At 71.4% G+C, this 13,656-nt stretch carries 15 protein-coding genes; 9 read left to right on the forward strand and 6 right to left on the reverse strand.

Annotation, left to right across the window (positions count from 1 at the left end):
• Positions 1–169: 169 nt before the first annotated feature.
• Positions 170–463: a hypothetical protein gene (locus tag QF037_RS07870; RefSeq protein ID WP_307023218.1), complete on the reverse strand. Its 294-nt coding sequence runs from the start codon at positions 461–463 to the stop codon at positions 170–172.
• A gap of 160 nt (positions 464–623) precedes the next feature.
• Between QF037_RS07870 and QF037_RS07875 the strand changes: the two genes are divergently transcribed.
• The 3 genes from QF037_RS07875 to QF037_RS07885 all read left to right on the forward strand — a co-directional run bounded on the left by QF037_RS07875 (position 624) and on the right by QF037_RS07885 (position 2,258).
• The gene (locus QF037_RS07875) at positions 624–752 is read left to right on the forward strand and encodes a hypothetical protein (RefSeq protein ID WP_307023220.1); all 129 of its coding nucleotides are present in this window, start codon (positions 624–626) and stop codon (positions 750–752) included.
• Between the two features lie 16 nt (positions 753–768).
• A complete protein-coding gene (locus tag QF037_RS07880) occupies positions 769–1,533 on the forward strand; it encodes a bestrophin-like domain (protein WP_307023222.1) in 765 nt (254 codons plus the stop codon).
• A 200-nt stretch (positions 1,534–1,733) separates the two neighbouring features.
• On the forward strand, positions 1,734–2,258 hold the full coding sequence (locus tag QF037_RS07885; protein ID WP_307023224.1) for a hypothetical protein: 525 nt from the start codon (positions 1,734–1,736) through the stop codon (positions 2,256–2,258).
• A 94-nt stretch (positions 2,259–2,352) separates the two neighbouring features.
• On the opposite strand, the gene QF037_RS07890 is transcribed toward QF037_RS07885, so the two are convergent.
• Positions 2,353–2,865: a hypothetical protein gene (locus QF037_RS07890; protein WP_307023225.1), complete on the reverse strand. Its 513-nt coding sequence runs from the start codon at positions 2,863–2,865 to the stop codon at positions 2,353–2,355.
• Between the two features lie 331 nt (positions 2,866–3,196).
• Here QF037_RS07890 and QF037_RS07895 point away from each other — a divergent pair, with 331 nt between their 5' ends.
• Positions 3,197–3,865, forward strand: coding sequence for a class F sortase (locus QF037_RS07895; RefSeq protein ID WP_266885131.1), 669 nt, complete (start codon positions 3,197–3,199; stop codon positions 3,863–3,865).
• A gap of 30 nt (positions 3,866–3,895) precedes the next feature.
• Here the strand turns inward: QF037_RS07895 and QF037_RS07900 are convergent, their stop codons facing one another.
• Entirely contained in the window at positions 3,896–4,744 is an 849-nt protein-coding gene (locus QF037_RS07900) for a polysaccharide deacetylase family protein (protein ID WP_307023228.1), read from the reverse strand.
• A 105-nt stretch (positions 4,745–4,849) separates the two neighbouring features.
• Entirely contained in the window at positions 4,850–8,122 is a 3,273-nt protein-coding gene (lysX, locus tag QF037_RS07905; RefSeq protein ID WP_307023230.1) for a bifunctional lysylphosphatidylglycerol synthetase/lysine--tRNA ligase LysX, read from the reverse strand.
• A gap of 88 nt (positions 8,123–8,210) precedes the next feature.
• On the opposite strand from lysX, the gene QF037_RS07910 reads away from it, so the two are divergent.
• Positions 8,211–8,672 carry a universal stress protein gene (locus tag QF037_RS07910; protein ID WP_266885137.1) on the forward strand — a complete coding sequence of 154 codons (462 nt, stop codon included), beginning with the start codon at positions 8,211–8,213 and terminating at the stop codon, positions 8,670–8,672.
• Between the two features lie 6 nt (positions 8,673–8,678).
• Here QF037_RS07910 and QF037_RS07915 read toward each other — a convergent pair whose 3' ends face one another.
• The gene (locus tag QF037_RS07915; RefSeq protein ID WP_307023233.1) at positions 8,679–9,497 is read right to left on the reverse strand and encodes an alpha/beta fold hydrolase; all 819 of its coding nucleotides are present in this window, start codon (positions 9,495–9,497) and stop codon (positions 8,679–8,681) included.
• A 57-nt stretch (positions 9,498–9,554) separates the two neighbouring features.
• On the opposite strand from QF037_RS07915, the gene QF037_RS07920 reads away from it, so the two are divergent.
• Positions 9,555–10,028 carry a MarR family winged helix-turn-helix transcriptional regulator gene (locus QF037_RS07920; protein ID WP_307023235.1) on the forward strand — a complete coding sequence of 158 codons (474 nt, stop codon included), beginning with the start codon at positions 9,555–9,557 and terminating at the stop codon, positions 10,026–10,028.
• Positions 10,029–10,049: 21 nt separating this feature from the next.
• Here the strand turns inward: QF037_RS07920 and QF037_RS07925 are convergent, their stop codons facing one another.
• Positions 10,050–11,207 (reverse strand): CapA family protein, encoded by a 1,158-nt coding sequence (locus QF037_RS07925; RefSeq protein ID WP_307023237.1) that lies wholly within the window; start codon positions 11,205–11,207, stop codon positions 10,050–10,052.
• 202 nt (positions 11,208–11,409) lie between these two features.
• Here QF037_RS07925 and QF037_RS07930 point away from each other — a divergent pair, with 202 nt between their 5' ends.
• The 3 genes from QF037_RS07930 (at position 11,410) to QF037_RS07940 (ending at position 13,643) form a co-directional block, all read left to right on the forward strand.
• Positions 11,410–11,955, forward strand: a complete 546-nt coding sequence (locus tag QF037_RS07930) for a sigma-70 family RNA polymerase sigma factor (RefSeq protein WP_266899167.1) — start codon at positions 11,410–11,412, stop codon at positions 11,953–11,955.
• 311 nt (positions 11,956–12,266) lie between these two features.
• Positions 12,267–12,782 (forward strand): hypothetical protein, encoded by a 516-nt coding sequence (locus tag QF037_RS07935; RefSeq protein ID WP_307023240.1) that lies wholly within the window; start codon positions 12,267–12,269, stop codon positions 12,780–12,782.
• 207 nt (positions 12,783–12,989) lie between these two features.
• On the forward strand, positions 12,990–13,643 hold the full coding sequence (locus QF037_RS07940; protein WP_266885147.1) for an anti-sigma factor family protein: 654 nt from the start codon (positions 12,990–12,992) through the stop codon (positions 13,641–13,643).
• Positions 13,644–13,656 lie beyond the last annotated feature (13 nt).

Consider the following 13,656-nt stretch of genomic DNA (forward strand, 5'->3'; position numbering starts at 1 on the left):
CGGCCATGAGTACGGACGGAAGTGGCTGTTGTGTTCAGCAGAGGCACATTTTTCTTTTGGGAGCCTGTGACACGGGCCGCTCACTCGTTCGGGGCAATCCATCGGTACCCGGGAGCGGTGCGGAGCGTTCGGGGTTCATGATCTCCGTCGTGCAGCGACCCGAATCGACTCAATACGCCCCGACCATACGGGTGTTGTTGCTCTTGACCCTGACATGGCTGGCCGTCGGCGTACCGGCGAACACGGCGGCCGCCGACGCCTGCGCGTCCGCCTCGACCGGGCCGGACGGAATCAAGGCGGTGGCGGTCGCCGGAAGCCTCACCTGGCCGACGCCCCCGTCGTGCCCGACGCCTTCGCCGAGCCCCACGCCCACCCCGGTCCCGACATGCCCACCCGAGCCGTCACCTACGCCACCCCCGCCCCCTCCCCCGAAGCCGAAGCCCACACCGACACCGACACCCACGCCGCCACCGCCACCGGAGCCGGCTCCTCCCGCCCCACGGCCGGCGGCACCCCGGCCACAGCCGACCCCCACCCCTCCCCCCACCCCCACACCAAGTCCGACCCCGACCCCCACCCCCACACCGCCGGCCGAGCCGGCCCCGGCCCCCGCGGCGGCCCCCGTGCACTACCCGGTGTACAAAGCCCCGCCACCCCGGCAAGCCCCCCGCAGGGGCACGTCGCCGCTCACCTTCGTCCTGCTCATCACGGTGCCCGCGCTGGTCGCCGTCGCCGCGCTGCGTCCGCGCTGATCCCTGGAGGCATCCCTTGCCGGAATGGCTTGTTCTCACCCTCGCGATGCTGGCCGCCTGTGGCGTGGTGGTCGTCATCTCCGTCGTCCGCCACAAGGCGGCGGCCCAGGACGAGGACCCCAGCGAGACCCCGGATGTCATCGAGTACATGACGATGTGGATCGGCGTGGTGTACGCCATCGTCCTGGGCCTGGCCATCGCGGGCGTCTGGGAGGGGCGCAGCGCCGCCCAGGACCACGTCCAGGCGGAGGCCGTGGCCCTGCACGAGATCTCGGAGCGTGTGCGGGTCTATCCGACCGACGCCCGTGACCGCATTCGCGACGATGTCAACGCCTATGTCGGACACGTGGTGAACACCGAGTGGAAGGCGATGGCCGACAACGGCGAGGCCACCCAGCGGGGCGCCGACCTTCTCGAGCGGATCCGCCACGACGTCACCGACTACGAGCCGAGGACGGACTTCCAGGCCCAGGCCTACCAGCCGCTCGTCGATCAGGTGGCCGCGGCCGACCAGGCGCGCACCGCCCGTATCAACTCGATGGGGGCGACGATGCCGGGCGTGGTGTGGTTCGGGCTGATCGGCGGGGCCGTCGTCACCATCGGCATGGTCCTGGCCCTGCAGATCCGGCGCACGGCGCGGGAGCTGATCCTCGCCGGGATCTTCTCCGCGCTGATCGCCTTCCTGCTCTTCCTGATCTGGGACTTCGACGCGCCCTACAGCCGGGGCATCACGGCGTCGGCGGAGCCGTTCCTGAACCTCTTCCCCGACGCCAGGTCCTGACGCGCTCTCACCCCGCCGGCCGCCCGGGGGACGGCCGCCACGCCGTCCGCGTCCCCCGTCCGGCCCACATTTGTGCCCCATTTGCCCGACAGCGTTCGCGCACATGTGCGTACCTTCCTAGCGTTCCGATCATCGAGGTGCATTTCTGGCGCAAGCGGAAAAGGTCCGCTGCTGCTCCTCGGGGACCCGGAGGATTCACCATGCGCGCGATACGCGTAGCTTCGGCCGCTCTGCTGGGCGTCAGTGCCCTCGCCCTCGCCGCACCGGCCGCCGTCGCCCAGAGCGACAACATCACGCCGTTCGGCTTCAGCGTCCTGCCCTCGACCGTCGCGGCGGGCGGCCAGGTCACCCTGCAACTGGACCGGGACAAGGGCGGCTGTGTCGGGTCCGCGACGGTCAGCTCGGGGGTGTTCGACACGATCTCCATCCCGGGCCACCGCTCGTCCGCGACGGCGGTGGTCGACTGGGACGCCAAACCGGGCGCCACGTACAAGGTGACGTTCTCCTGCGACGGGGTCAGCGGTTCGACGCAGCTGACCATCGCCACCGGCCGCACGAACCCCGCGCCCTACCCGTACCCCGACCAGGGCGTGCACGCCGGTGAGGGCGGCACGATCGCCGGGTTCGACCTGAAGGAGATCGGACTCGGTGCCGCGCTCATCGCGGGCTCGGTCGGGGCGGCGTACCACTTCTCGCGCCGCCGCACCGGCGAGGACGGCACCTGACCGCTCCCCCGGACAGGCCGTCGCCCCGGAACCCTTCCCAGGGTCCGGGGCGACGGCCTGTCCACGTGCGCGCGGCTGTCTCCGAAGGGGGAGATCAGATGCGCTTCTCCGAGCGGCGGCGCATCCAGAACACCCCACCGCCGACGGCGGCCGCGGCCACGAGCCCGCCGCCGATGGCCATGTCGGTCGGGGTCGCCCCGTTGGAGCTGCTGCCGCCGAGGCCGCCGCGGACACCGCCGATGACGGTGAAGGCGTCGTCCCTGGTGAGCGGGTTCCGGCCACCGGTGCAGTTGACCGTGATGGAGTACAGGCCGGGGTGGGCGGTCGAGCTGACGGTGGCGGTGCCCCTGGCCGGGTTGCCGGGGGCCAGGGTCACCGGAGCGGTGAACGCCGGTGAGGTGGCGGTGCCGCCGTTGGCGCAGTTGTCGACGGTGATCGTCAACTGGCCGCCGCGGGCGATGACGCTGGGCAGGGCGACGATGTTGCTCGGGCTGACGGCGCTGCCCGAACCGCCCGGCATCCCGTCGCGCGCTACGGCGGCGGGGGCGGCGAGTCCGAGGGCGGCGACCGCGGCGACAGAGGCCGCCAGGGCACGGGTGGTACGCATGTGATCCTCCGCGGAAGGCGCCCCGGGAACGGTCCCCGGTGGATCGGCGAGAAAGCGCCTCCCAACACGACCCTCAGATGCCGTGCGCGCGGGCGCATTTCGGCGATGGTCCGTCCTGGTGAGAGGACACGCCGAGCGATCAGCGCACAATCGGATATTGCCGCAGGTCACGGACCGTCAGAAAATTCCTGCCGCCGTCAACTCGGATGGCGCACCGATGGCGACGGGGCCACCCGTTCGCCTCTGTCGCGTCGCCGGTTCCGCTCTCGGTACTTAGCGTTCTCGTATGCGCGAATGACGGGGCGACGGTCGCGTCGAGAGGGGAAGTCGAATGTCTGCGTCCGAGCTGGCCGAACTGGCCGAGGAGGAGGAGCGGCGGAAGAAGCGCGCTCCTTGGGGCGTGATAGCGCTTGTTCTGCTGACCGGCCTCGCTCTCATTCGGAACGGTTCGGGAGAGTTCGATGTGGGCCCGCCGCAGCCGGCGACCGCCGCCGCGGCGGACAGCCGTGTTCCCGGCACCTTCGCCGGATCGGCGACACCGCAGCCGTTCTCCGAGCCCGACCGCATCAGGATTCCGGCGATCCAGGTCGACGCGCCGGTCATGCCCGTCGGCCTGGACGCCGACGGCTGGGTGGGCGCCCCGCCGCCGGAGGACCCGAATCTGGCCGGCTGGTTCACCGGCGCCGTCTCTCCCGGTGAGAAGGGCACCGCCATCCTCGTGGGCCATGTCGACAACAAACTGGGCCCCGCGGTGTTCTACGGCCTCGGGGCCCTGAAGAAGGGAAATCGGGTCGAGGTACAGCGCAAGGACGGAAAGACGGCCGTGTTCGAGATCTACGGCATCGAGGTGTTCGAGAAGAACAACTTCCCGGGCGACCGCGTCTACGGCTCCAAGGGCACACCGGAATTGCGCGTCATCACCTGCGGCGGAGGTTTCTCCAAGCAGAACGGTTACGCGGGGAATGTCGTCACCTTCGCCCGCCTGGTCGAGGTCCGCTGAGCGTCCCCGACCGGGCGGGCCCGTCCGGCGTTATGCGTAATGCCGTCTCGGGACGGTGATGTGATAGCCGGAGTCCAGGAGTTGCGGCAGATAGTCGCGCAGCGCCCGGACGCTCTGGGAGCGGTCGCCCCCGGCGTCGTGCGAGAGCACCACGACGCCGGGGGCGGCGCCGTTCTCGACCCGGCCGACGATGGTGCGGGCCGCGGGGGCGGTCCAGTCGAGGGTGTCCACGGTCCAGGCGAGGGGTTCCATGCCGAGTTCCGCGCCGAGCTGGAAGGCGGCCCGGTTCCAGGCGCCGTAGGGCGCGCGGAACCACTGGGGGCGTTCGCCGTACGCCTCCTCGATGACGTCGCAGGTGCGTTCCATCTCGGAGCGGATGCGACCCCGGCTCAGCCGGGTGAGCAGGGGGTGGGACCAGGTGTGGTTCCCGACGGTGTGCCCCTCGTCGGACATGCGGGTCAGCAAATCCTTGTTGCCGACCGCCATCTCGCCGCACACGAAGAACATCGCGCGGACGTCGTACTCCGCCAGGGTGTCCAGGATGTCGGGGGTGTAGCGGGGGTCGGGCCCGTCGTCGAACGTCAGCACCATGGTGCGGCCGCGCCCGGACACCTTCAGCAGCGGCTCGTGGCGCACCAGGGTGCGGCGGGGGGCGGCGCGCGGTGGGCCGTAGCCGGTCAGGGGCTGGAGGCGGTAGGCGGACGGCTTGAGCGGGCGGCGCGCCGGGGGGGCCGCGGCGGGGAGGACGGGCCGCTTCGGGGTGTCGCCGGTGCCGGCCGCGAACAGTCCGGCCGTGCCCGCCGCGCCGACGGCGGCGGCGCCGGCAAGCAGGGCCCGGCGTCGCGAGAGCAGCCGTGTGAGGAACTGATCCTTCGTCATGACTCATCAGTCGCCCCAACCATGGCCGACGCACCAGGACTACACCGGTGCGGCGGCGGGAAAGCACCCGCCCGGCCTAGGCCGACAGGGCCTAGGACGGCTCCGTCAGCGGCGGCGCACCAGCGGGAACGGCAGCGTCTCCCGGATCGTCAGACCGGTGAGGAACATGACGAGCCGGTCGACGCCGATGCCGAGGCCCCCGGTGGGCGGCATCGCGTACTCGAGGGCGTCGAGGAAGTCCTCGTCGAGCTCCATCGCCTCGGGGTCTCCCCCGGCGGCGAGCAGGGACTGTGCGGTGAGGCGGCGGCGCTGTTCGACGGGGTCGGTGAGCTCGGAGTAGGCGGTGCCGAGTTCGGTGCCGAAGGCGACCAGGTCCCAGCGCTCGGCGAGCCTCGGGTCCCCCCGGTGCTGGCGGGTGAGCGGGGAGACGTCGGTCGGGAAGTCCTTGTAGAAGGTGGGCAGCTGGGTCTTCTCCTCGACGAGCCGTTCGTACATCTCCAGGACGACGTCGCCGCGGCCGTCGTCGCCGGTGTACGGCACGCCCGCGCGGTCGCAGTGCCGGTGCAGCCGCAGCAGATCCGTGTCGGCGTCGATCTCCTCCCCGAGCGCCTCGGAGATGGCGCCGTGGACGGTCTTGACCGGCCAGTCACCGGAGATGTCGTACTCGGTGCCGTCCTTGCGGGCGATCGGCGAGCCGAAGGCAGCGGTGGCGGCGCCCTGGATGAGTTCGCGGGTGAGGTCGAGCATGACGTCGTAGTCGGCGAAGGCCTGGTAGGCCTCCAGCATCGTGAACTCGGGGTTGTGCTTGTAGGAGACACCTTCGTTGCGGAAGGTGCGGCCCATCTCGAAGACCTTCTCCAGGCCGCCGACGCACAGCCGTTTCAGGTACAGCTCAGGGGCGATGCGCAGATACAGGTCGAGGTCGTAGGCGTTGATGTGGGTGGTGAAGGGGCGGGCGTTGGCGCCGCCGTGGATCTGCTGGAGCATCGGGGTCTCGACCTCGAGGTAGCCGCGGCTCAGCAGGCCCTGGCGCAGGGCCTGTACGGCGGTGGAGCGGGCGCGGACGACGTCGCGGGCGGCCGGGCTGGAGACGAGGTCGAGATAGCGCATGCGGACCTTGGCCTCGGGGTCGGTCAGGCCGCGGCGTTTGTCGGGGAGCGGGCGCAGGCACTTGCCGGTGAGCTGCCAGGAGGTGACGAAGACGGTGGGTTCGCCCTTGTCGCTGGCGCCGGCCGTGCCCGTCGCGGTGATGTGGTCGCCGATGTCGATGTCGGTGCGGAAGCCGTCGAGGCCGCCGCGGTCGCGGGTCAGGGCGAGTTGGTGGTCGCCGGACCAGTCCCGCAGGGTGACGAAGACGATGCCACCGAGATCCCGCACCCGCATGACCCGGCCCGCGACGGTGACGTGTTCGCCCTCGCGGACCTCGGCGAGGGTGTGGGTGCGCTGCGGGATGCCGACGGGGTAGGGGTCGATGCCCTGGGCGCGCAGCCGGTCCAGCTTCTGGTGCCGGATGCGGGCCTGTTCGGGCAGGCCCGCATCCGGGCCGGCTGTCCCGGTCTCGTCCCCTCCGTCGAGGCCGAGCGCCGACAGCGGCGGCAGGCCCTCGGTGGTGGCCGGCCGCGGCTGGGTCTTCGGGTGCCCTTTTCCCCAGAGTTTGCGCAGTGAGGGTACGGAGACGAAGCCCTCGGCGATCCCGGAGGCGAGGCCGATGCGGGCGAGGGCGCCGGTCTCGCCGTAGCAGATGAAGCGCGGGTACCACTCGGGGTGGTACTTGGCGTTGGAGCGGTAGAGGGCTTCCAGCTGCCACCACTTGGAGAAGAACAGCAGCAGTCGGCGCCAGAGGCGGAGCACGGGTCCGGCGCCGATGCGGGCGCCCTCCTCGAAGACCGAGCGGAAGACGGCGAAGTTCAGGGAGATCCGGCGGACGCCCGACTTGGGTGCCACGGCGCACAGCTCGGCGACCATGAACTCCATGACGCCGTTGGGTGCGCTGCGGTCACGGCGCATCAGGTCCAGCGAGACGCCGTCGGTGCCCCAGGGCACGAGGGACAGCAGGGCGAGCAGCTCGCCGTCCTCGCCGAGGGCCTCCACGAGGAGACAGTCGCCGTCGGCGGGGTCGCCGAGGCGGTCCAGGGCCATGGAGAAGCCGCGTTCGGTCTCGGTGTCGCGCCAGGCGTCGGCCTTGTCGACGATCTCCTCCATCTCGGTGTCGGTGAGGGCGGCGTGGCGGCGGATGCGGCAGTGGGCGCCGGTGCGGCGGACCCGGTTCACGGCCTGCCGGGTGACCCGCATGTCGCGGCCGCCCAGGTCGAAGTCGGCCACGTTCAGGATCGCCTCGTCGCCGAGTTGGAGTGCGCCGAGTCCGGCGCGGGCGTAGGCCTTGGCGCCGTCCTCGGAGGCACCCATCGCGGCGGGCGCCCAGGCGTGCCGGCGGGCCGCGTCGAGCCAGGCGGCGATGGCGTGCGGCCAGGCCTCGCGGTCGCCCACGGGGTCGCCGCTGGCGAGACAGACGCCGGCCTCGACGCGGTAGGTGACGGCGGCCTTGCCGCTGGGCGAGAAGACGACGGCCTTGTCGCGCCGGGTGGCGAAGTAGCCGAGCGAGTCCTTCTCGCCGTAGGCCTTCAGCAGCGCCCTGATCCGGGCCTCCTCGTCGCCGTGGAGGGACGCCTCCATGCGCTGGGAGCGGAAGAGGGTGGTGGCGGCGTTGAGGAGGGCGAGGGCGCCGAACAGGCCGAGGAGGAAGAACAGGGCGCGGGGCGGTGCGCCGTCGAAGGAGCGGCCGGAGACCAGGCCGCCGCAGACCCGGTTGGCGGCCCACAGCAGGCGCTGACCGCGCGGCAGCGTGCCGGGGAAGAGCTCGACCAGGCCCCAGCCGGCCAGGATGCCCAGGACCAGGCCGGCCAGCAGGACGAGGACCGCCCGTCGGACGGCGGCGCGGCGGGAGGCGCCGTAGAACTCCTTGCGGGCGACGACGAGCAGGGCCAGCGCGAGTCCGCACACGACGAGGGACGGGACGGAGTCGGCGTACAGGCCGACGGCCACGCCCAGGGCGTCGACGAGGACGAGCAGGCCCAGGTAGACGACGACCAGCCACCAGGCGACCTTCTTGCGGGCGGCGGTGGCGCCGGCGAGCAGGAAGAGGAAGACGGCGTAGGCGAGGTTGGCGCTGACCGGGACGATCAGCAGGTCGAGGAGGCGGACGACGGGGCGCAGGAGTCGGCGCAGCGGCGGGATGAAGGCGAGCAGCAGGCACAGCAGTCCGAGGGCGCCGAAGAAGGCCGCGAAGGCTTCCGGCACCCTGCTCAGGAGGCCGCTGCCGGGCCGTCGTGTCGGGCCCGCGGTGTCCTTCGCCGGTACGGCCTCGACGGTGGCACTCATGTTCCGACTGTAGGAAGAGCCGGGCGGTATCGCCCGTCGGGAGGCCCCGCCCGGCGGCGGGAGCCGGTGATTCCGATAGCCTCCAGCCGTGACGGAACAGCACTCGCACCAGTTCGAGCGGGGCACGGACGGGCCGAAGGTCATCGTGGTCGGAGTGGACGGCTCCGACTCCTCCTTCCGGGCGGCGGCGTACGCGGGCGGCCTGGCCCGCCGCCAGCACGCTCTCCTGGCGGTCGTGTACGTGCAGCCGGTGATGACGGCGGGCGCGGCGCTCGGGGCACCGGTCGCGGAGACGACCGACGAGATCGCCGAGGATCTGGTCGCCCAGATCCGGGAGGCGACCGAGCGCACCAAGGGGATATTCGATGTGCGGTGGGAGTTCCACACGTTCCGCGGGGACCCCTACAGCGGCCTGGTGAGGGCCGCGGACGAACTCAAGGCGGACGCCGTGGTGGTGGGCGCCTCCGAACAGGCCGGTCACCGGATCGTCGGCTCGGTCGCGGTGCGACTGGTGAAGGCCGGACGGTGGCCGGTGACCGTGGTCCCGTAGGTCCGTTCAGAGGGTGCGGAGGAAGTCGAGCAGGATCTCGTTGAACTGCTCGGGCTTCTCCATGTGCGGGTAGTGGCCGACGTCCTCGATGGTGACCGAGCGGCCGTCGGGCACGGTGTGCGCCAGCCGGTCCGCCATGGCTATGGCGTCGGAGGCGTCGAGGGCTCCGTGCACGGCGAGGACCGGTACCGCGATCTCCGGGACCCGCGACCAGGGGTCGGCCAGGGGCGTGAGCCAGTCCTTCTCGCCTGCCGTGTGCTTGGAGAGGGTGTGCGCGGCCATCTCCCGCAGCCGTCGTACGACGTCCGGGGCGACGTCGTCGACCGTGCGGTGCGGTCCGGCCGCGTTCCGGCCGAAGGCCTCGACCCAGCCGTCGAGGTCCCCTGCGGCCAGCATGCGGGCCGACTCGCCCGCGCGCTCCAGCGTCCACGGATCGGCGTATTCGAAGGCGCTGGTCCCGGCGCCGCAGACGGCCACGGCACGGACCAGCTCGGGGTACTCCAGCACGGTGTCGGTCACCACCGCCGAGCCCATGCACAGACCGACGAGGACCGCGGGCCCGGCGTCGAGCCTGCGCAGCAGGCCGCCGAGGTCGTCCGCCCAGCGGAACGGCTTGCTCGCGTTGGCGGAGAACCCGTGACCGCGCACGTCGGGTGCGACGACCCGGTAGCCCGCGGAGACCAGCGCCGGTATCTGCTCGTCGAAGACGCGGTGGTCGGCGAATCCGGAGTGCACCAGCACCACGAGGTCTCCGGTGCCCAGGTCCCGGTAGGCGAGGTCTCCGTCGGTGGACGGGTGGTAGCTCAGTTCCGAAGCGACTGTCATGACAACCAAGGTGTCATCTTCTCGCGAGATTGACAACCCAGGTGTCACAATGGCGGTGTGAACGACATCGACGAACCACTGCCGCCCGATGAACTCGGCCACCGCGTCAGCGAGGTGTTCGACCTGGTCGGCGCGCTCTACCGGCGCGGCCTGCGCAAGCTGGAGCAGAGCGAGGCGGTCGAGGGGGTCTCCGTCGGGGTGCGTTCCGTGCTCGTCCTGCTGCACCGGTACGGGCCCATGACGGTCCCTCAGATGAGCCGGCTCATGACGCTGACCCGGCAGTTCGTGCAGCGGATGACCAACGAGGCGATGGAGCGCGGCTGGGCGGAGGCCACGGCCAACCCCGCGCACCAGCGGTCCTCGCTCATCCGCAGCACGGAGGACGGCGAGGCCGTCATCACCGCGATCCTCGCGCGCGAGCACGCCCTGAACCGGCAGGTCGGCGGCGATCTGACCGAGGCCGAGCTCACGGCGTGCGCGCGCGTACTGAAGGAGATGCTGCGGACGTTCGACCACGTGGACGTGGACTGACCTCCGGCGTCCCCTCCTTCCCTACTGCCCCATCGTCAGCCCGTCCTTCGCCGCGCCCCGGCTCAGCACCACCTCCCGGATGCGGTCGCGCACGCCGGTCAGCTCGGCGCCCGCCGCGATCACCTCGTTGAGGTTCAGCACCCGGCCGGCGTCGACGTCGAACAGCTGCGGGATGAACTCGGCCTTCTTCACCTCCCAGCGGCCACCCGGCTTCACCGGCGCGACGAAGGTGAAGCGGCCGAGGGTGGACTGGTTGCCGCGCGGATCCTGCGCGCCCTCGTGGTTGAACATCTCGCCGGCGACCTGGTCACCCATGCCGTAGACCACCCAGGTGCCGTTCACCTTCTCGTACGCCTGCGGGACATGGGCATGGGTGCCGAGGATCAGGTCGATGTCGGGGCGGCCGCCGGTACGGGCCGCGGTGAGGGAGCGCGCCAGTGCGAGCTGCCGGTCGTCGGGGGCGTCCTGCCATTCGGTGCCCCAGTGCACGGACACGACGACCACGTCGGCACCGGCCTGCCGGGCGGCGCGGGCGTCGGCGAGGATCTTGCCCTCGTCGATGAGGTTGACGGCCCAGGGCTGCCCCGGCGGCAGGGGGTAGCCGTTGGTGTCGTAGGTGTACGCGAGGTGGGCGACCTTCGCGGCGCCCGCGCGCAGCACCGTGACGGTCCGCGCCTCGGCCTCGGTGCGTGCGCTGCCGGCGTGCCGTACGCCCTGACGGTCAAGGGCGTCGAGGGTGCGGCCGATGCCCTGGGCGCCGTCGTCGAGGCTGTGGTTGGAGGCGGTGGAACAGCCGTCGTAGCCGGTGGCGGCGAGGCCCGCGGCGACTTCGGGCGGGGCCTTGAAGGCGGGGTATCCGGTGTAGTCGCCGTCGGCGCCGTAGACGGTCTCCATGTGACACAGCGCCAGATCGGCGCGGGAGACCACCGGTTCGACACCGGACAGCATCGGGCGGAAGTCGTAGCCGGTACCGCCCGCGTCGAAGCGGGCGCGGTCGATGATGGAGCTGTGCGGGAGGACGTCGCCGGAGGCGACGAGCGTGAAGCCGCGGGACCCGTCGGCGGACGGGGCCGGACGGCCGGGGCGTTCGGGAGGTTCGTGGTCCTGGGCCTGGCAGGCGGCGCCCGCGGCCAGGAGGGCCGTGAGGGCCAGGGCCACCTGTCGTCTGCGTGCAATCATCAGCTCACCCCACTGTGATCATATTTACGCACAAATAGGTACGAAGATGAGCACAGCCGCAAACTGCCCGGGCCGTTCATTCGCCCTATGGGCGATGTGGAGGGAACCGTTCGCCGTACCGTTCGTCGACGCGATCGACCGTCCAGCGCAGATCCGGGTACGTGGCCTGTCCCTCGCCCGCACGCTGCGATGCCATACGGCCATGACGGCCGGAACCACACTCACGAACGGGACGACCGCCGAGCACGAGCTCGCCGCACTGCAGCGGGAGCACGGCCGGCCTCTCTTCGCGCTGCTGCTCCGGCTGTGCGACGGAGACCGGCAGCGCGCCGAGGACCTCGTCCAGGAGACCCTCGTACGGGCCTGGCAGCATCCCGAGGCGCTGCGCGCCGACGACTTCGATTCCGTACGGCCCTGGCTGCTGACCGTGGGACGGCGGCTGGCGATCGACGCGCGGCGGGCCCGGCAGGCGCGTCCGCCGGAGGTCGGGGACGCGATCCTGGAGAACGCGCGGGTCTGCGCCGATCACGCCGAGCGGGCGGCGGCGACCCTCGATGTGCGCGAGGCTGTGAAGACACTCACTCCGGAGCACCGTGAAGTCCTGGTGCTGGTGTATTTCCAGGGGGCGAGTGTGGCGGAGGCCGCGGCAACGCTCGGGATTCCGCCCGGTACCGTGAAGTCCCGCGCGTACTACGCGCTGCGTGCCCTGCGCCGGGTCCTGCCCGGATATGCGGCCGACCTGCGCTGAAACCCATGTTGCGGCAAAGCCTTCGCAAAGCGCCTTGCTGAGGACCATGGTTGAGTAATCGGCTGTCTTCATCCGTGTTTCGGATGGGGTCCTGGCGCTGGATTTCCGCCGTCCGCCCGTAGGGCGGGCCCCGCGGCGTCTGGTGCGTGCGATCGCAAGGCGCCGGAGCGTCCACGTGGCGGAGCCACGTGGACGGTTCGGCAACGCGGCGAGCGTGCGTGCCAGACGCCGCGGGGCAGGCGGAAATCCAGCGCCAGGGCCCCAGGCCCGGCAACGGGCGACGCGCACGCACCGGAGGAAGGCAGGAAGGGATGCTGCACAGAGGTCAAGAGAGCACGGACGGCGCCGGCGGCGGCGAACTCACCGTCCCCATGGCCTGGTTGTACGCCGAGTACATCGCCGAGGAGCTGCTGCGGACCGGCGATCTGATGCCGCCGACGTCCTTCGAGTTCCGCGCCGGGCGCGACGCCCTGGCGCTGACCATCTTCCTGTCCGACACCGACGGCGAGCTGTCCGGCATCCGGGTCGTCTCCCAGCTGGAGACCTGGCTGTCGCTGACGGCGTACGACCAGCCGTGGCAGGACTGGGTGCGCGAGCGGATGGCGGGGCTCGCGGCCGAGGCGATCGAATCCGGGGCTCCCGCACCCGACTTGGACCTGGCCGAGGCGGCCTGGCAATGGTTGGAGGAGACCGAACTCCTCGCCCCGGACCTCAACGCGGTCCCCGGCGGCGGTTCGGGCGTCGGCGACGACGAGGGTCCGCAGGTGTGGACGAAGGCCTGGCAGCTCGGGCTGCCGCTCGGGCATCTCGCCATCCATCTGTTCTGAGCCATGCGCAGCCGGGGGATTCCGGCCGTGCGCGGTCCCGGAGGAGGCGGTCCCGGACTTTTTTCGAACGGGACCAATCCTCGTGTTTGGCCGCTCCGAATCCAATGGTTGCGATTCTGTGCGGGGCTTGAGTGATTCGACGGTCCGGTGCGTACGGGTGGGAGCAAGGAGTAACCCCACCCACACCCAACGGCACGAGGATTCCGCATGAGGTCCCAGGAGAGGCATCGCGACGTCGCCGCGTACGCGCTCGGCGTGCTGGACGAGGCGGACGCCTTCCGCTTCGAGGATCACCTCATGGAGTGCCCTCGGTGCGCGGCGCACGTCACCGAATTCGGCCCCATAACCCGTCAGCTGATGCTGTACCGGCGCTCCACCCCCCAGTTCGTGAGTCCGCTGGCCAAGCCCGGCCCCCGGATGCTGGACCGGCTGCTCTCCGAGGTGGGGGCGCGCCATCGGTCCGGACGCAGGCGGTTCCTGTGCGCCGTGGCGGCGACCGTCGCGTTCGCGGTGGCAGGCCCCGGGATCGTGGTCGTCGCCGGCGGCGGGGACAAGGCCGCCCGGCGGATCGAGGCGACCGACGCACGGTCCGGCGTATGGGCCCAGGTCACGGCCGCGGACGAGACCGCGGGCGCCCAGGTGGAGCTGAAGGTGAAGGACGGGGCGGGCCCCCGCACCTGTCTCCTGGTGATCGTCGGCCACGACGGCACCGAGGAGACGGTCACCACCTGGAGCGTCCCGCGCCACGACGCCCGTGAGCTGATCATGAACGGCGCCTCGTCCTACCACCCCGACCAGATCGCCCGGTACGAGGTCCGCACCATGGACGGCGAGCACCTGGTGACACTCAACTCCGGCTGAGAGCGAACGCCGA

Origin of the sequence: Streptomyces canus, from assembly GCF_030815415.1 — a bacterium.
Taxonomy (GTDB): Bacteria; Actinomycetota; Actinomycetes; order Streptomycetales; family Streptomycetaceae; genus Streptomyces; species Streptomyces canus_F.

Coding starts and splice junctions, on each gene's coding strand:
- QF037_RS07895 (WP_266885131.1), top strand. CDS start 3,197: ATGTCTGCGTCCGAGCTGGCCGAACTGGCCGAGGAGGAGGAGCGGCGG.
- QF037_RS07940 (WP_266885147.1), top strand. CDS start 12,990: ATGAGGTCCCAGGAGAGGCATCGCGACGTCGCCGCGTACGCGCTCGGC.
- QF037_RS07925 (WP_307023237.1), bottom strand. CDS start 11,207: ATGATTGCACGCAGACGACAGGTGGCCCTGGCCCTCACGGCCCTCCTG.
- QF037_RS07915 (WP_307023233.1), bottom strand. CDS start 9,497: ATGACAGTCGCTTCGGAACTGAGCTACCACCCGTCCACCGACGGAGAC.
- lysX (WP_307023230.1), bottom strand. CDS start 8,122: ATGAGTGCCACCGTCGAGGCCGTACCGGCGAAGGACACCGCGGGCCCG.
- QF037_RS07900 (WP_307023228.1), bottom strand. CDS start 4,744: ATGACGAAGGATCAGTTCCTCACACGGCTGCTCTCGCGACGCCGGGCC.
- QF037_RS07885 (WP_307023224.1), top strand. CDS start 1,734: ATGCGCGCGATACGCGTAGCTTCGGCCGCTCTGCTGGGCGTCAGTGCC.
- QF037_RS07930 (WP_266899167.1), top strand. CDS start 11,410: ATGACGGCCGGAACCACACTCACGAACGGGACGACCGCCGAGCACGAG.
- QF037_RS07890 (WP_307023225.1), bottom strand. CDS start 2,865: ATGCGTACCACCCGTGCCCTGGCGGCCTCTGTCGCCGCGGTCGCCGCC.
- QF037_RS07935 (WP_307023240.1), top strand. CDS start 12,267: ATGCTGCACAGAGGTCAAGAGAGCACGGACGGCGCCGGCGGCGGCGAA.